The organism is Kitasatospora sp. NBC_01539, assembly GCF_045040525.1.
Lineage (GTDB): Bacteria > Actinomycetota > Actinomycetes > Streptomycetales > Streptomycetaceae > Kitasatospora.
Genome location: NZ_CP109390.1, coordinates 8,749,321 through 8,765,646 on the forward strand (window position 1 = coordinate 8,749,321; position 16,326 = coordinate 8,765,646).

At 75.7% G+C, this 16,326-nt stretch carries 17 protein-coding genes; 11 read left to right on the top strand and 6 right to left on the bottom strand.

Going from position 1 to position 16,326, the window contains the following annotated elements; all coding sequences use genetic code 11:
- Window positions 1-12 precede the first annotated feature (12 nt).
- A complete protein-coding gene (locus OG335_RS37870; RefSeq protein ID WP_405009326.1) occupies window positions 13-1,239 on the top strand; it encodes an ATP-grasp domain-containing protein in 1,227 nt (408 codons plus the stop codon).
- Here the strand turns inward: OG335_RS37870 and OG335_RS37875 are convergent.
- Together OG335_RS37875 and OG335_RS37880 are read right to left on the bottom strand one after the other, a co-directional pair.
- Window positions 1,236-1,706 (bottom strand): hypothetical protein, encoded by a 471-nt coding sequence (locus OG335_RS37875; RefSeq protein ID WP_405009325.1) that lies wholly within the window; start codon window positions 1,704-1,706, stop codon window positions 1,236-1,238. The two genes, OG335_RS37870 and OG335_RS37875, sit on opposite strands and share 4 nt — an antisense overlap.
- A gap of 48 nt (window positions 1,707-1,754) precedes the next feature.
- Complete coding sequence (locus tag OG335_RS37880; RefSeq protein ID WP_405009324.1) at window positions 1,755-2,714, bottom strand: alpha/beta hydrolase; 960 nt, start codon at window positions 2,712-2,714, stop codon at window positions 1,755-1,757.
- Window positions 2,715-2,957: 243 nt separating this feature from the next.
- On the opposite strand from OG335_RS37880, the gene OG335_RS37885 reads away from it, so the two are divergent.
- The 6 genes from OG335_RS37885 to OG335_RS37910 all read left to right on the top strand — a co-directional run bounded on the left by OG335_RS37885 (window position 2,958) and on the right by OG335_RS37910 (window position 8,175).
- Complete coding sequence (locus OG335_RS37885) at window positions 2,958-3,812, top strand: spermidine synthase (protein ID WP_405015291.1); 855 nt, start codon at window positions 2,958-2,960, stop codon at window positions 3,810-3,812.
- A gap of 91 nt (window positions 3,813-3,903) precedes the next feature.
- Window positions 3,904-4,794 carry a class I SAM-dependent methyltransferase gene (locus OG335_RS37890; RefSeq protein WP_405009323.1) on the top strand — a complete coding sequence of 297 codons (891 nt, stop codon included), beginning with the start codon at window positions 3,904-3,906 and terminating at the stop codon, window positions 4,792-4,794.
- A 215-nt stretch (window positions 4,795-5,009) separates the two neighbouring features.
- Window positions 5,010-5,747 (top strand): DedA family protein, encoded by a 738-nt coding sequence (locus OG335_RS37895; protein ID WP_405009322.1) that lies wholly within the window; start codon window positions 5,010-5,012, stop codon window positions 5,745-5,747.
- Between the two features lie 76 nt (window positions 5,748-5,823).
- Window positions 5,824-6,492 (top strand): O-methyltransferase, encoded by a 669-nt coding sequence (locus OG335_RS37900; RefSeq protein ID WP_405009321.1) that lies wholly within the window; start codon window positions 5,824-5,826, stop codon window positions 6,490-6,492.
- Between the two features lie 67 nt (window positions 6,493-6,559).
- Entirely contained in the window at window positions 6,560-7,453 is an 894-nt protein-coding gene (locus tag OG335_RS37905; protein WP_405009320.1) for a Gfo/Idh/MocA family protein, read from the top strand.
- 194 nt (window positions 7,454-7,647) lie between these two features.
- Window positions 7,648-8,175, top strand: coding sequence for a GNAT family N-acetyltransferase (locus OG335_RS37910; protein ID WP_405009319.1), 528 nt, complete (start codon window positions 7,648-7,650; stop codon window positions 8,173-8,175).
- 36 nt (window positions 8,176-8,211) lie between these two features.
- Here the strand turns inward: OG335_RS37910 and OG335_RS37915 are convergent, their stop codons facing one another.
- Window positions 8,212-8,580 carry a YkvA family protein gene (locus tag OG335_RS37915; protein WP_405009318.1) on the bottom strand — a complete coding sequence of 123 codons (369 nt, stop codon included), beginning with the start codon at window positions 8,578-8,580 and terminating at the stop codon, window positions 8,212-8,214.
- A 66-nt stretch (window positions 8,581-8,646) separates the two neighbouring features.
- Entirely contained in the window at window positions 8,647-9,231 is a 585-nt protein-coding gene (locus tag OG335_RS37920) for a hypothetical protein (RefSeq protein ID WP_405009317.1), read from the bottom strand.
- 153 nt (window positions 9,232-9,384) lie between these two features.
- Here OG335_RS37920 and OG335_RS37925 point away from each other — a divergent pair, with 153 nt between their 5' ends.
- A complete protein-coding gene (locus OG335_RS37925; RefSeq protein WP_405009316.1) occupies window positions 9,385-9,615 on the top strand; it encodes a hypothetical protein in 231 nt (76 codons plus the stop codon).
- Between the two features lie 103 nt (window positions 9,616-9,718).
- On the opposite strand, the gene OG335_RS37930 is transcribed toward OG335_RS37925, so the two are convergent.
- The gene (locus OG335_RS37930; protein ID WP_405009315.1) at window positions 9,719-10,792 is read right to left on the bottom strand and encodes an NAD(P)H-dependent flavin oxidoreductase; all 1,074 of its coding nucleotides are present in this window, start codon (window positions 10,790-10,792) and stop codon (window positions 9,719-9,721) included.
- A 119-nt stretch (window positions 10,793-10,911) separates the two neighbouring features.
- Here OG335_RS37930 and OG335_RS37935 point away from each other — a divergent pair, with 119 nt between their 5' ends.
- The gene (locus OG335_RS37935) at window positions 10,912-11,499 is read left to right on the top strand and encodes a TetR family transcriptional regulator (RefSeq protein WP_405009314.1); all 588 of its coding nucleotides are present in this window, start codon (window positions 10,912-10,914) and stop codon (window positions 11,497-11,499) included.
- Window positions 11,500-11,591: 92 nt separating this feature from the next.
- Here the strand turns inward: OG335_RS37935 and OG335_RS37940 are convergent, their stop codons facing one another.
- Window positions 11,592-12,911: a helix-turn-helix domain-containing protein gene (locus OG335_RS37940; protein WP_405009313.1), complete on the bottom strand. Its 1,320-nt coding sequence runs from the start codon at window positions 12,909-12,911 to the stop codon at window positions 11,592-11,594.
- 500 nt (window positions 12,912-13,411) lie between these two features.
- On the opposite strand from OG335_RS37940, the gene OG335_RS37945 reads away from it, so the two are divergent.
- Together OG335_RS37945 and OG335_RS37950 are read left to right on the top strand one after the other, a co-directional pair.
- Window positions 13,412-14,041, top strand: a complete 630-nt coding sequence (locus OG335_RS37945; protein ID WP_405009312.1) for a hypothetical protein — start codon at window positions 13,412-13,414, stop codon at window positions 14,039-14,041.
- A gap of 454 nt (window positions 14,042-14,495) precedes the next feature.
- Entirely contained in the window at window positions 14,496-16,295 is a 1,800-nt protein-coding gene (locus OG335_RS37950) for a hypothetical protein (RefSeq protein ID WP_405009311.1), read from the top strand.
- The last annotated feature ends 31 nt before the right edge of the window (window positions 16,296-16,326 follow it).

The following is a 16,326-nucleotide window of genomic DNA, read 5'->3' on the forward strand; positions in this document are numbered from 1 at the left end:
GAGAGGCGCGACATGCGCGTACTGGTGGCAGGCACCAACCGGATGTGCCACGACCGGCTGCACGCCCAGGGGCACGAGCTGGTGCTGATGGTGCCCCGCGGACGGGCCCGTCCGGGTGACCCGGCGGGCCCGTACCGGCACGTGGTGATCCTCGACGACGACGCCGGGCCCGAGCTGTGGGCGGACGTGGCGGCCGTGCTGCACGCCGCCGCGCCGTTCGGTGCGGTCGCGGCCTTCAACGAGCACACCTACCGCGTCGTCCGGGCCGTCGCCGACCGGCTCGGCGTGCCCACCGTGGTGGACACCGACCTGTTCGACCGGGTGCTGGACAAGGCCCGCACCCGGGAGGTCCTCGACAAGCACGGCGTGCCGGGCTGCCGCCACCGGCTCGCGCGCGGCCGCGAGTCGGTCGCCGCGGCCGTCCGGGCGGTGGGCCTGCCGTGCATCGTCAAGCCGGTCGACGGCGAGGCGAGCGAGGGCGTCGCCCGGATCGCGGGCCCCGGCGACGTCGAGGCGGCGCTGCTGCGGCTGGGCGAGGAGCAGATCGACCGCGGCGTCCTGGTCGAGGAGTTCCTGACCGGCCCCGAGTACAGCGTGGAGGCGCTCTCGGTCGGCACCCGCCACCACGTCCTCGCGGTCACCGAGAAGCACAGCGACGGACGGACGTTCGTCGAACGCGGGCACGTCGTGCCCGCCCCCCTGTCGGCGGACGACCGGGAGTCGGTCGTCCGCTACGTGCAGAGCGTGCTGGACGCCCTCGGGTTCCACGACTGCCCCTCCCACACGGAGCTCGTGCTGACCGCCGACGGCCCGCGCATCATCGAGACCCACAACCGCATCGGCGGCGACTCGATCATGGATCTGGTGGAACTCGCCACCGGTGTGGACGTCCACGAGCTGGTGGCCCGGCAGAGCATCGGCGAGGACGTGTCCGCGCTGCTCCCCGACCCGGTCACGGCGCACCGCGCGGCGGCGGTCTGGTACGCCGACCCGTCCGGTCCGCCGACCAGCACCCTGGTCGAGGTACGCGGGGTGGACGGCGTCCGCGCCCTGCCGTACGTGCACCGCGTCGAACTGCTCAAGCAGCCCGGCGCGCGGCAGTCCGCCGTACTGCGGAGCTCGGACCGCTCCGCGCTCGTCCTGGCCACCGGCGGCACCTCCGCGGAGGCCCTGCAGCGGGCCAGGGACGCCGTCGCCTCGCTCCGGTTCGTCCACACCGGCGACCGGCACGGGAGTTAGACCGGGTCGGCCTCGGGGGAGACCTCCGCCGCGGCCGCGACGTGCAGGTGCGCCTCGACCGCGCCCAGGTGCTCGTCACGGGCGACGACGATCTCGTCCCCGAGGCTGAGGATGCGCACCGGCCCGGCGGTGAAGCCGATGGCCACGCCGATGGGGAACTCCAGCGGCCCGTCCCGGTACCGGACCTCCCGGACGGACTCCACCCGGCCGCCGACGAGCGGGGCGAGCGGAAAGTCCGGGAGGTCGTCCTCCACGGCGGTGCGGCCGTGCTCGCCCATGTCGAACGGGCCGTGCGGCCGGTCGGCGTCCAGCGCCAGGCCGACCCCCTCCGGCCGGAAGCGCACCGGACCGAGCCCGTCCAGGTGCAGCCACAGGTGGAGGAGGCAGGGCTCGATCCCCGGGTAGTGGTGCCAGGACGTCGTCACCTTCAGCAGCTGCCTGCCGACCAGATCCTGAGAGTTGATCATCTCCGGATCGTCCCACACCGCCCGGCGCGGACGGCGCCGCTCGCGGGTTCAGGCGCGCGGTGCCGGGAAGTACGCGCCGATCCAGCGGTCCAGCTCGGTGAAGACCTGGGTGCGCGCGGCCTCGCCCGACAGCACGAGGTCGTGCATGCCGCCGTCGATCCGGACGGTCGTGACGTGGCGTCCGATCCGGGGCGCGAGCGCGGCGATGTCGTCGGCGCGCAGCACCGCGTCGGTGCGCAGCAGGGCGGGATCCCACCGGTTGGTGACCGTGGACGCCGTGGACGCCATCAGCAGCACCGGGCAGTCGACGCCGAGCCCGCGGCGCACCTGCCGCTGCCCGCGCTGGATCGCCGCGAGCCAGCCCGCGTACAGCGGGAAGCCCTCCGCGGGCTTGAGCGCGAGGTCGAAGTCCCAGCTGCCGCGGTGGTCGCGGTGGAGGCTGTGCACGTAGTGCGGGTTGAGCGGCGCCGGCAGCTTGCGGGTGGCCGCCACGCGGCCGAGCACGTCGAGGGCCGGGGCGCCCAGCGTGCGCACCGCGGCCCCGGCCGGCATCGACAGGAACGGGCTGTTGAGGAAGAGCCCGTCCACCGTGCCGCGGCCCGCCCGCCGGGACGCCCACAGCGCGGCGACGAGTCCGCCGGTCGAGTGGCCGTTGACCAGCAGCCGGTCGTGGCCGTCCTCCTCGCGGACGATCCGCACCGCCGCGTCGATCTCCTCGTCGTAGGCGGCGAGGTCGCGGACGAAGTTCGGCGAGTGGTGGGCGCGCAGCGACCGGCCGTACTTGCGCAGGTCGAGCGCGTAGAAGGAGAAGCCCGCCGCGGTGAAGTGGTCGGCGAGGTTGGTCTGGAAGAAGTAGTCCGTGTAGCCGTGCAGGTAGAGGACGGCCTGCCGGGAACCGGGGACGACGCGGCGGACCAGCGTCGCGCTGACCTCCCCCTCCTCGTCCGCGGTGAGCGGCAGCTCGGCCGCCTCGTACGGGGCACCCAGGATGTCTTCTCGGAACTCCACGTCTGCCGCACCCAATCTCTGATCCGACCCGCCACTGCCAGGACCCCTGACGATACCGGCCGGTAGCCGAACGCTCCGTGCCGGCCTTCCCGGGCGGGGGCATAGGCTTTCCGACATGCCCAGAAGCCTCACCCACCGCACCGCCGCGTCCGCGCAGCCGCTGCCGTCCGCCCGCCCGGCCCGGTGACCCGCCCCGTGACGCAGCCCGAGGCCCACCCCGTGACCGACCCGGCGGCCGACGACCTGACCGACGACCCGGCCGACGACGCCCGGCCCGTACAGCGCCCCGTCGCGCTCGGCACCGCCCGGCTGCTCCCCGACCTCGACCGCCCGCAGGCGTGGCTGCTCACCCTCGACGGCACCCCGCAGTCGTACGTCGACCTCGCCGAGCCCACCCACCTCGAGTTCGAGTACACCCGCCGGATCGGCCACCTCGTCGACGTGCTCGCCCCCGCCGGGCAGCCGCTCGACGCCCTGCACCTCGGCGGCGGCGCGCTCACGCTGCCCCGCTACCTGGCCGCCACCCGGCCCGGCTCCCCGCAGCACGTCGTCGAGACGGACGGGCCGCTCGTCGGTTTCGTCGCCGAGCACCTGCCCTGGCCGTCCGGCATCGAGGTCACCGTCGGCGACGCCCGCACCGCGCTCGCCGCGGCCCCGCCCGCCGCCGCCGACCTCGTCGTCTCCGACGTCTTCCACGGCTCCCGCACCCCCGCCCACCTCACCTCGCTGGAGTTCGTGCGGCTCGCCGCCGCCGCGCTGCGCCCCACCGGCTGCTACGCCGCCAACCTCGCGGACGGCCCGCCGCTCGCCTTCGCCGCCGCGCAGGCCGCGACCGTGCGCGCGGTGTTCCCGCACACCTGCCTGGTCGCCGAGCCGTCCGTGCTCCGCGGCCGCCGCTACGGCAACATCCTGCTGGTCGGCTCGTTCTCGCCGTTGCCCGCCGACGTGCTCGCCCGCCGCCTCGCCGCCGACCCGTTCCCGGCCCGGCTCTCCGAAGGGGCCGCCCTCGACGCCCTGGTCGGCCGGGCCCGGCCGGTCCGCGACGAGGACGCCGTCGACTCGCCGCCGCCACCGGACGGCGCGTTCAGCGTCGGCTGAGCGCCCGGCCGGGCAGAATGCAGCCGGGACGGGCCGGCCGGGCCGCCTCCGCGGTCCGGCGGTCCACGGCCCCTCGGAAGGGAGCACGGCGATGACGGCCCAGGAGCCGGAGCACGACCACGCGCCGCAGCAGCGGATCCGCGCCGCCCTCGGCGGGATCCCCGAGACCGCGCTCTGGACGCTCCACCACCGCGCGGTCGAGGCACGCCGCCCCGACACCGTGCTGCCCGACCCCAAGGCCGTCGAGCTGGTCGACCGGATCGACTACCCCTTCACCGAGCGCTTCGGCCCCGACGGCGGCCTCGCCGGGCAGATCCAGGCGCTGCGGGTCCGCTGCTTCGACCGCGAGGTCGCCGACTTCCTCGCCCGCCGCCCCAACGGCACCGTCGTCTGCCTCGGCGACGGCCTCGAAACCCAGTACTGGCGGGTCGACAACGGGCGGGCCCGGTGGCTCTCCGTCGACCTCCCCGAGGCCGTCGCCCTGCGCGAACAGCTCCTGCCCGCGGCCCCGCGCCAGCGCCTCCTCGCCTGCTCCGCCACCGACCCGGCCTGGCTCGACGAGGTCGACGACTCCCGCGGCGTCCTGATCACCGCGCAGGGACTGCTGATGTACCTGCGCCCCACCGAGGTCCGCGACCTCCTCGCGCGCTGCGCCGAGCGCTTCCCCGACGGCACCCTCGTCCTCGACGCGGTACCCCGCTGGTTCGCCCGCCTCGCCTCACGGGGGCGCCTGCGCAGCCGCGGCTGGACCGCCCCGCCGATGCCCTGGGGCATGGACGCCGACGAGCAGCCCAAGCTCGCCTCCGCGCACCCCGCCGTCACCGAGATCCGCGACGTGCTCCCCGCCGGCGGACGCGGCGTCGTCGGCGCCCTGCTGCCGTACGCGGCCCGGATCCCGCTGATCTCGGCGGCCCGGCCGTCGGTCGTGGCGCTGCGGTTCTCCGCCCGGGCCGGGCGGCCCGCGGGCCCGGTGTCCGCCTGACGGCCGCCCCGGGAACACCTGCCCGCCGTCCTTCGTATGAGGTAAAGAGCGGGTCAACCGGTTAGGCTGCCCAGCCGGGGCCTGCCAGCGCGCCCCGGCCCAGGGCGGGTCCGACCATTCCCGACGCCGCGCGCCGATCCGCCGCGAACTGTCAGACACGCCCCAGCCCGCCAACCGGGACGCCGTCCCGGCCTGCCCACGGAGGTACCCCGGCCTTGCACATCGACCAGTGGATCGAGAGCGTCCCGCCGACCTCCGTGTACGCCCTCGTCGGGCTGATCATCGGCCTGGAGAGTCTGGGCATCCCGCTGCCCGGTGAGATCGCCCTCGTCACGGCGTCGCTGCTGTCGGCCCGCGGCGTGGTCAGCCCCTGGTGGGTCGCGGGCTGCGCCATCGCGGGCGCGGTCATCGGCGACTCGATCGGGTACTCCATCGGCCGCCGCGGCGGCAAACCGCTCTTCGAACGGCTCGGCCGGCGCTTCCCCAAGCACTTCGGACCGGACCACCTCGCGACGGCGGAGCGGTCCTTCCAGAAGTGGGGCATGTGGGCGGTCTTCTTCGGCCGCTTCATCGCCCTGCTGCGCATCTTCGCGGGCCCGCTGGCCGGCGCGCTGCGCATGCCGTACTGGAAGTTCCTGCTCGCCAACGTGTTCGGCGGCATCGTCTGGGCCGGCGGCACCACCCTGCTGGTCTACCAGGTGGGCAAGGTCGCCGAGCAGTGGCTGAAGAGCTTCTCGTGGGTGGGCCTGGTGCTCGCCGCGCTGGTCGGCGCCGGCTCCGCGTGGATCATGAAGCGGCGTGCCGCGAAGTCCCGCGCGGCGCACCCCGAGCAGTCCGGCGGCCGGTCCGCGGACGCCGTGGCGCCGGTGGCCCCCGAGCCCGCCGCCGCCCTTGCGGCGGAGCCGCCCGCCGTCCCCGTCGCGGAGCCGCTCGCCGCCCCGGTCGCCGACTGAGCGTCAGACGCGCGGTATAGGCTCGGGCGGCGTACCCCGGCGGTTTTCCAGCGACCCCAAGCGACTCGGAGGCGGCGTGAGCCAGCAGCAGTGGACGGCGGTCGACGACTACATCACCGGCATCCTCATCGGTGCCGACCCGGTGCTCGACGCCGCCCAGGCCGCGGCCGACGCCGCCGGACTGCCGCAGATCGCGGTGTCGGCGCCGCAGGGCCGGCAGCTCCAGATCCTCGCCGAGACGCTCGGCGCCCGCCGCATCCTGGAGGTCGGCACCCTCGGCGGCTACAGCGCGATCTGGATGGCCCGCGCGCTGCCCGCGGACGGCCGCCTCATCACCCTGGAGATCGACCCTAGGCACGCCGAGGTCGCCCGCCGCAACCTGCACCACGCCGGGTTCGCGGCGATCGCCGAGGTGCGCCTCGGCCCGGCCGCCGACTCCCTCCGGCAGCTCGCCGACGACGGCGCGGAGCCTTTCGACCTCGTCTTCGTCGACGCGGACAAGGCGAGCAACCCGCTCTACTTCGCGTGGGCGCTCCGCCTGACCCGCCCGGGCTCGCTGATCGTCGTCGACAACACCGTCCGCGACGGCGCCGTCGCGGACGCCGCCTCCGCCGACCCCTCCGTCGTCGGCGTCCGCCGCCTGCACGAGGCCGTCGCGGCCGAGCCGCGGGTGTCGGCCACCACCGTGCAGACCGTCGGCGCGAAGGGCTACGACGGCTTCACCCTGATCCGCGTCCGTTCCTGAGCGGACGCCCGCCCCGAGCGGACCTCCCGATCCGCGTCCCCGTCCTGAGCACGAGGTACCACCCGTCATGAGAATCGGTCTGCTCGGCACCGGCCCCTGGGCCCGCACGGTGCACGCACCCGCCCTGGCCGGACACCCCGGCGTCGAGTTCGCCGGCGTCTGGGGCCGCCGCCCCGAGGCCGCCGCCGAGGTCGCCGCCGACCACGACGTGCGCGCGTACGCCGACCTCGACGCCCTGCTGGCCGACGTGGACGCCGTCTCCGTGGCGCTCGCCCCGCAGGCCCAGGCCGAGGTGGCGGTCCGCGCCGCCGAGGCCGGCCGCCACCTGCTCCTCGACAAGCCGGTCGCCCTGACCGTGGCCGACGCCCGCCGGGTGGCCGACGCGGTGGCGGCGCACGAGGTCGCCTCGGTGGTCTTCTTCACCACCCGCTTCAGCCGCGAACCCGCGGCCTGGGTGGCCGAGCAGGCCGCCCGCGCCGGCTGGTTCACCGCCCGCTGCACGTGGCTGGGCTCGGTCTTCACCACCGACAGCCCGTACGCGGCCTCACCCTGGCGGCGCGAGAAGGGCGCCCTGTGGGACGTCGGCCCGCACGCCCTGTCGCTGCTCCTCCCCGTGCTCGGCGACGCCGTCGCGGTGACCGCAGCCGCGGGGCCCGCCGACACCGTGCACCTGGTCGTCGGCCACGCGGACGGGGCGTCCAGCACCCTCACGCTGAGCCTGACGGCGCCGCCCGCCGCGGGCGGCGTCGAGCTGGAGCTGCGCGGCGAGTCCGGTGTCCGGCGGCTGCCGGAGCGCGGTGAGCCCGAGACCGAGACCTTCGCCCGCGCGGTGGACGCCCTGCTCGCGGGTGCGGGCGGCGACGCCCCCCACCCGTGCGACACCGCCTTCGGCCTGCGCGTGGTGGAGATCCTCGCCGCCGCGGAGCAGGCCCTCACGGACGGCCGGACCGTCCGGCTCTGAGCCGGCCCGGGCTGCCGCCGACCGCGCGTCGGTCCCGGGATCCTTGCCCCGGGATCCTTTGTCCCGGGGCACGCCGCCGGACATGCCGCCGGCGGCGTCGAGGCGGCTCCGGGAGCCACCCGGGCACGCCGCGCCCGATCCGGCGCGTGGCACCATGGCAGCCCGAGCCCGCTCGTGATCCCGGAGGGTCGCCCGTGCAGACCGAACCCGTCTTCCGCACCGCCGGACCGGCCGACGTGCCCGCCGTCGTCGCCCTGGTCGAGTCGGCCTACCGCGGGGACGCCAGCCGGGCCGGCTGGACCACCGAGGCCGACCTGCTCGCCGGGCGGCGCACCGACGAGGCCGCCGTCGCGGCGGTCGTCGCCCGCCCCGACTCGGTGGTGCTGCTGGCCGAGGCCGACGGCGTGCTGCTCGGCTGCTGCCACGTGGAGCGCCGCCCCGAGGCCGGGTACTTCGGCATGTTCTCGGTGCGGCCCGGCCTGCAGGGCGCCGGCCTCGGCCGCACCCTGCTCACCCGGGCCGAGACCCACGCCCGCGAGCAGTGGGGCCTCACGGCCATGGAGATGACCGTCATCGAACAGCGCGCCGACCTGATCGCCTGGTACGAGCGCCGCGGCTACCGGCGCAGCGGGGAGTTCGAGCCGTTCCCGTACGGCGACGAGCGGTTCGGCGTGCCGCTCCGCCCCGACCTGCGCTTCGAGCGGCTGGTCAAGGCGCTGTAGGCCGGGGCGGGCGGGCGGGACCAGGGGCGGCGGCGGTCAGCCGGTCTCCGTCCGCTGCTGCGACCACTCCAGGTAGCGGCCCGACTCGCGGGTCAGCCCGGTGAGGAACCAGACCAGCACGGCGGTGTCGTCCGTCCAGCCGAGGATCGGGATGAAGTCCGGCAGGAGGTCCACCGGGCTCAGCAGGTACAGGGCGGTCAGGGCGGCGAGCGCGGCCAGCTTGGCGGGCCCGACGCCCGGGTAGCGGCCGCGCAGCACGTCCACCGCGAGCCGCGGCATCGCGACGAGCCGCGCGCCGATCCCGGGTGCGCCGGGCCGGGTGGCCTCCCGGTACAGACTCCATGCCGACCGTGTCACCGCCGCCTGGTCGATTCCCCGCAACCGCTTCGGGACGGGCTTCGCCACGGCATCCTCCTCGCGCCCGGCCGGGCACCTGCGGCACCGGCCTGCCGCTACGGTACGCGACCGCGGTCACCCGCCGTAGAGGCTGCGGCAGATCCGTGCCTGTTCGGACCCGGGCGGCCACTGGCCCTGCTTCTCGGCCTCCGCGCACACTTTGATCGTCGGGACCTTCGCCGCCCCGGCCGGGGCGGCCGGCCGGGTGCCGTGTCCCGGTCGGCGGGTGGTGCGTGCGGGGGCCGGCCGCGGGGTGCGCGCCGGCCCGGCACCGGCCCGTCCGTCGGGGTCCGCCGTGCCGGCCGGATCCGGTGAGGTGCCCGGCTCCGGCGAGGCGTTCGTGTCCGTCGTGGCGTTCGGGAAGGGGACCGCGGCCGCCGGCTCCGGGGGCCGGCGTGAGGCGGTCGGCGGCGGGGCCGCGGGGGAGGAGGCCGCCACGGTCGCCAGGACGCCGGTGACCTCGCCGGTGCCGGGACCGCCGCAGGTGGCGAGCAGCCCGCCGAGCAGCACCACGCCGCCGACGACCGCCGCGGTGACCGCCGCCGCCGGGAGGCGCCGGGCTTGCGCCGGCGGAGGTGTGGTCGGCGGAGGTGTGGGCGGCGGCGCCGGTTCGGCGCTCTCCCATCCGTACGTCCACGGCGGCTTCCACTGCCCGTCCATGCCCGGCCTCCCGGTCCGTCACGAGGGCCGCACGCGCCTCGCGGCGGCCGCCGTGCACAACGATCAGGGCGGCCCGGGCGGAACGGCACCGGTCGGCGGACACCGTGGTGCGGCCCGGGTGCGCGCCCCCGTGGCTCGGACGATGCTGTGGGCATGAACAGCAACAGCACAGCCGAACCCATGATCGAGGTGGCGGAGTTCCGCACCGACAGCCGCTACCGCCTGGTGCACTTCAAGGGGGCCGGATGGAAGCCGCTCGCCCCCGAGGAGTTCGAGCCGGAGGTCGCGCACGCGTTCCCCGGCGCCGACCCGCACGACCCCGCCGTGGTGCACTGGGCCGACCGGCCCTGGGAGTGGCCCTCCTGGCACCCCGGCGAAGCCTGACGCACCGACCGGCCTGACGCGCGGTCCCGGCCCGACCGGCCTGACGCACCGTCCGGGGCCGGGCCGGGCCGTCCGTCCTGGCGATCCACCCGGGCGGGCGGTGTCAGAGCGGGCGCCCCAGCAGCCGCTCCGCGTCGGCGAGCACCGCCGCCAGGTAGTCGGCTGCGGGCCCGCCGACCGAGAGCGCGGCCGCCTGGCCCGCCCAGAGGTTCACCAGATCCGACCGGCCGCGGGCGGCCGCCTCGGCGCGCAGCGGCAGCATCAGCGCGTTCTGCGCCGGGTACGGCGGCACGGCGTCCTCGTGCGCCGCGAGCTCCCGGACGAAGCGGTTGGCGATGCCGCGCGCCGTACGCCCCGAGAACAGCCTGGTCAGCACCGTCGTCGCGGCCCCGGGGGAGAGCAGGGCCCGGCGGTGCACCTCGCTCGCGGCGGACTCCGTGCAGGCCAGGAAACCGGTGCCGATCTGCACGGCGTCGGCGCCGAGGACGAGCGCCGCGGCCAGGCCCCGGCCGTCGGTGATGCCGCCCGCGGCGATCACGGGCACCGCCACGGCGTCCGCGACCTGTGGCACCAGCGCGAAGGTGCCGACCAGCGACTCCCGGACGGGCGCGAGGAACGCGCCCCGGTGGCCGCCGGCGTCGCTGCCGGAGGCGACCACGGCGTCCACGCCCGCCGCCTCCAGTGCCACGGCCTCGGCGACGGTCGTGGCGGTGCCGATCAGCACGATGCCGCGCCGCCGGGCCTCGTCGACCGCGTGGCGCGGCGGCACGCCCATGACCAGGCTGATCACGGGCGGTGCGGCGGCGATCAGGGCGTCGAGCTGCTCGGCGAAGTCCGGTGTGCGGTGCTCGGTGGCGGGGTCGGGCAGGCCGAGTTCGGCGTAGTACGGGTGCACCCGGGCGACGTCCGCGGCCGTGGCGGCGGCCTCCTGCTCGCCGGGCTGCGGCACCCAGAGGTTGACGGCGAAGGGCCGCCCGGTGGCCGCGCGGAGCTCCTTCACCAGGGACGTGATCGCGTCGGGCCGCAGGTGGTGCGCACCGAACGACCCCAGCCCGCCCGCCTCGGAGACCGCCGCGGCCAGGGCGACCGACGACATGCCGCCGCCGAACGGTCCCTGGACCACCGGATGTTCCAGGCCCAGCAGTCCGCCGAGCCGTCCTGCGGTGTCCATGCCCATGGCAGTGCTCCCTCTGTCCGTCGACTGTCCGTCAGCTGTGCGGCCACTCTAGACGACCGGTCAACTATTCAGGGCGCCCGCCCCCGGGCCTGATAGTTGACCGCCCGTATACTCACCCCATGGGACGCACCAGCACGGCACGCGAGCGGCTGCTGGACGCCGCCGGCGAGCTGCTGCACTCGCGCGGCTACACCGCAGCCGGGGTGGCCGAGATCTGCGCCCACGCCGGCGTGCGGAAGGGCAGCTTCTACCACTTCTTCGCCTCCAAGCAGACGCTCACCCTGGAGGCGGTCGACGCCCACTGGGCCGCACGGCGCACGGTCTGGGACGCGTTCGCCGGCGCCGACGGACCCCCGCTCGACCGGCTGCACGGCCTGCTGCGCGCACACGCCGACGCCCAGCGCGCCGACCGCGCCGAGCACGGCAGTGTCCGCGGCTGCCTGCTCGGCAACCTCGGGCTCGAACTCAGCGGCCACGAGCCCGGCATCCAGGCGCGGATCGCCGCGATCTTCGCCGAGCAGGCGGCCATGGTCCGCACCCTCCTCACCGAGGCGGCCCGGACGGAGGCCGTCGCCGACGACGAGGCGACGGCCCGGGCGGTCGTCGCCCAGTTGGAGGGCACGGTGCTGCTCGCGAAACTGGCCGACGACCTCGCCGCTTTCGACGGGCTCTGGCCCGCCGTACGGCGGTTGATCCGCACCGACTGAACAGGCTGCCCGGATCGGCGTGTTCGGCCGGTGGTCCGCCCGGCCGGACAGGTGCCGTTGGGCGGATGCCGCCGGGCGGGTGCCGTCCCCCGTCAGAGCCCCGGAGTGTCCTTCGGGGCGGCCGGCCGTGCGGCCCGCCGTCCGGTGCGCGCGGCCGCGGAACCCCGTGTGGGGGAGGCGCGGTGCTCCGTGCCGTCCGCGGGGATGCCGGTGCCTCCCGTGGTCAGGTGCAGTGCGCGCAGCGCGACCTCGGTGGCGAACCGCTGCTCGGGGTCGGCCAGTTGGTCGCCGAACGCCCGGTCGAGCAGCCGCATGCGGTAGCGCACGGTCTGCGGGTGCACGCCGAGTCTGGCCGCCACCTCGGCGGCCGTGCCGCGGGTGGTCAGCCAGATCCGCAGGGTGTCGATCAGCCGGTGCTGCTGCGCGGGCGTCATACCGGCGAGTGGGCCCAGGTACCGTCCCGCCATCTGCCGGACGAGCGTGGGGTCGCCCAGCAGCCAGAGCTGCACGAGGTGTTCGTCGCAGGACGCCACCGGGCGGTCGGGCACCACGCCGGACTCGGCGAGGGTGAGCAGGTGGCGCGCCCACCGCAGGGAGTGGGCGGCCTCGGCGAGCGGGGTGGTCAGCCCGATCGCGGCCCGGCAGCCCTCCAGGGCGTCGTGCAGCGCGGCGCGGCGGTCGTCGTCGAGGCGCCCGGGCACCAGGAGATGGGGCTCCGGCGCCGCGAGGTCGACCAGGACGTCCCGTTCCAGCGCGGTGCGCCGCGGCCGGTCGCCGGGACGCAGCGCGACGAGGGTGACCTCGCGCGGCAGCGGCCAGGAGGCGTGCTCGGCCAGCTCGGTGAGGGTGCCGTTGGCGGCCGAGGTGCCGGTGAGGATGCGGCGGAGCAGCCGCCGGCGCCGGTTGTCGGGCTCCTCGCCGAGCTCGGCCATCGCCTGGAGGTAACCCTCGCGGGAGAGTTCGGCGAGCTCGCCCATGTAGGCGAAGAGCGCATCGGCGAAGGCCATCAGCACGGTCGCCGACAGGTTGTAGCGGCGCCCGACGGCGCGGGCCCTGCGCAGCGCGACCTGACAGCCGATCCGGTACGCGTCCTGGAGCATGTCCAGGCTGCGGCCCTCGTAGGCCTCGAAGCGGCCGAAGCGGCGGCACATCTCGTCGCGCAGGGCGGTCGTGGCGGTCGGGGCGGCGACGTGGTCGACGAAGGTGGCGATGTTCTGCTCGATCCCGACCCGGATGACCCGGGCCATCGGGCCTTCCAGCAGCTCGCGGTACTCGGGGATGGCGGCCACGATCTCGCCGGCCATCTCCTTGAGCAGGCTGGGGAGTTCCGGTCGCATGACGGTCGCGAGCTCGCGGGGTAATTCGCCCGACCGTGCGGCGAAGGCGGATGGTGCCCGCCTGGGTGAGGTCATGCGGGTTCCCCCTGACGGTCGGCCGGCCGCGCGTCGGCCGCGCCCGGTGCGGCTCGGGGCGGTCGGCGGGGGCGGGGACGGCGGCTCGCTGCTTGATCGTCCGGGCCCGGTCGGTGGGCGGGGGCCGGACGCGTGCGGACATCTCTGGTGGTGGGTTGAAAGATAGACCACGCGCGGTGTGTTGCGCAGTACCGCGGGTAACCGGGGCGGGGTTTACGGCAACCGCTCTCCGCCTTTTCGGGCCCGTACTCATCCGGCGACAACGCGGCGGCGCATTCTCGTGCCTGGGGAACAAGAATCTACTCGCGAGTAGGGAATTACCGGCTCCGTGCCGCCATGCTGTTGCGCCGCCTGATTACCGGTGCGTAACGTCCCACCGCAGTGAGGGCGGCCCGCTCCGGACGGTAGCCGCACCACAGCCCCGGACCTGTCGAAAACCCCTCCCCGCAGGGTACTTCAGCACGCCCGGGGCGCCACCCACCCCCACGGAAGGACCAGCCATGCGTACCCTCGCCAAGGGCGCTCTCTTCGCCGCCGCCGTGCTCACCGCGGCCACCGGCGCGATCGCCGCCCCCGCCACCGCAGGCACCAGCTCCACGCTCGCCACCTGGACCGTCAGCCCCGGCGGCGCGTGGACGGCCAAGGCCACCTCGCCCAAGCTGACCGACACGAAGACCGGGACGAAGCTCACCTGCTCCTCCTCCACCGCCGCAGGCGTGCTGAAGAGCGGCTCCGGCCTCAGCAACCCGCTCTCCACCATCACGTCCGTCGGCTGGACGAGCTGCTCCGGCCCGCTCGGCATCACCTTCTCCGTGACCGCGCAGAACCTGCCCTGGTCGATCAACGGCTCCACCTACGCGGCCGGCGTCACCACCGGCACCGTCACCGGCGTCAAGGCGCACATCAGCGGAGCCGGCTGCACCGCCGACTTCGCCGGCCCCACCAGCACCACTGCCGCCACCCTCACCGGCACCTACTCCAACGCCACCAACACCCTCACCCTCAGCGGTGGCGACCTGCACGCCTACAACGTGTCGGGCAGCTGCCTCGGCCTGCTCAACAACGGCGACGCCGCCACCTACAACGCGGCGTACCTGCTCGCCTCGCCGCAGGCGATCACCTCGCCGTGACCCACCGTCGGCCCGGCCCGGGGCGAACCCCCGGGCCGGGCCGACCCCCGTCCGCGGCCGGCAGCACCTGCGGGCTCGGCTGCCGTCCGGCTGCCGTGGCGTACCGGCCGTCGCACCGCTCGCGCCGCAGTGGCGTACCGGCCGCCGCGGCACTCTCGCCGTGATGGCACTCCCGCCGTGATGGCGCGCAAGGCTCGGAGAATCCTCGCCGGATGACAACGCCCGAGGTGCGCCGACCGCCGGGAGACTCGGCCGGTGACAAGGCGCCGGGCGTTTCTTGTCGTCCGATGACAAGAAAAGGCGCCCGGGTGGCGGCGTGGTGAATTCCGCCGTGCGATCACTTGTCGGCCTTGTTACCCGCCCGTAGTGTCCTGCGTCCCGAGCGGTTCGAGCGCATTCCATCGCCCCGGACACCCCTGATCCGTTCCCTTTCAGCCACCCGAGGAGTTCCGCCATGAGCGCTGCCGCGCGCCGCCGCCGCTCGGCCCGGATCGCCGCCGCCGGGTCGGCCGTCCTGCTGGCCGGGCTGGTGCCGGGCGGTGACTCCCGCGCCGAGGAGCCCACGGCGCCGGCGCCGATCCCTTACACCTGCGGCGCCGGCGCCGGGAGTTTCGCCGTGCAGGCGGTCCTCCGGCAGCGGTACCCGCGGACCGCCGCGGTGGGAGCGCCGATCCGGCCCGGCGAGATCGCCGTCACCCTCACGCTCCCCCCGGCCGCGACCGTTGCCCTGCTGCCCGCCGGGTCGACCGCCGTCACCGGGACGGTCGGGCTCGGTGTCCGGATCTCGCAGGGGAGTTCGGCCGACGACGTGATCTGGCCCGTGACGGTCGGGTCGGTGCCCCTGGCGGCGGACGGCGGCGCCGAGCTCACCGCGCGCGGCCCCGCCACCGCGGTGACGGTGACGGCGCCCGGCGCGGTGCGGTTCGACGCGGGTGTCCTGGAGCTGGGCCTCCACCCCGCCCCCGCCGGAGCGGCCGACCCCTCACCGGCGCAGCCCCCCGCGGCACCCACCGCCGCCGCGACGACCCCTGGGGGGACGACGGCTGGTGGGACGACGGCTGACATCCCGGCCGCCGACATCCCGGCCGCCGGCGCGGCGGACCCCGGCACCCCTGGCCCCGCCTCCGGAACCCCTGGCCCCGCCTCCGGCGCCGTGCCCGCCTCCGGCGCCGTGCCCGCCTCCGGAGGGACCGCCGCGAAGCGTGCCACCGTGCGGTGCACCCCCGACGCCGGTGCGCCCACCCGGCTCGGCAGCGTCGACGTGCCCGCACCGGCCGGTCCCGCCTCCCCGGCGCCGGCCGCCCCGCAGGCGCCGCCCGTCGGCGGCGGGCCGGCGGTGAGTGCGCTCGCCGCCGTACCCCCGGCCGTCCTGCGGAAGCTGACGGCCGGTCAGGGACCGGCCGGGACGATCCGCACGCTGGCCACCGTCCCGTCCGGGGTGAACTCCTGCCCGCCGGCGCCCACCGGTGACCTCGACCCGGCCAGGCTGCCGGCCGTGCCCGCCGGGGCGATGGTGATCCCGTTCCCCGACATGGATCCCTTCCCGGACGTGCCCGCCTGCGCGTTCGCCGTCGGTCTCGCCAACGTGCACAAGCTCGGCCAGGCCGCCGCCGTCAACGACCCGCACGGCACGCCCGCGCTCGCGGCCATCAACATGACCCGCCGGTTCGTCACCCTGTGGGACCCGGAGCCCGGCCAGCAGCCGTACCTGGAGGCCGACTCGCTCGGATACCTCCGACTCCCGCCCTCCGACACGACGTTCCTCACGTACGGCTTCATCCCGACCACGGCGAGGATGCAGCTCGTCCCGCAGGGGCCGCTCACCATCGTGGCCACGGGCAACTCCGACTGGGACCAGCCCATCGAGTTCACCATCGGCGGCTACCAGTCGCTGCGGCTCTACGACGTCAGGGTCAACGGCACCCCGCTGGACGTCGGCCCGAACTGCCGCACGGTGCGCCCGGTCGACCTGAAGCTCCGCGGCACCCAGGACAGCCACCTCGGCGACCGCGGCGACGGCCGCCCCGACTACAGCCTGCAGGCCGGCGGCCCGCTCTCCCAGGACGGCCTGACCGTACCGCCGTTCACCGGCTGCGGCACCGGCGGCGAGGACCTCAGCCCGCTGTTCACGGCCGCCGTCTCCGGCACCGGCAACTCGCTCAACCTCGTGCAGGGTCCGATCTGCACGCCCACCAGCGAGCAGCCGAACGGCTGCGAGCCGGAGATCGCCCTGCCCGAACTTCCCCACCGCTGAGCTCCGTCCACCACACCACCCAGGGAGGTGT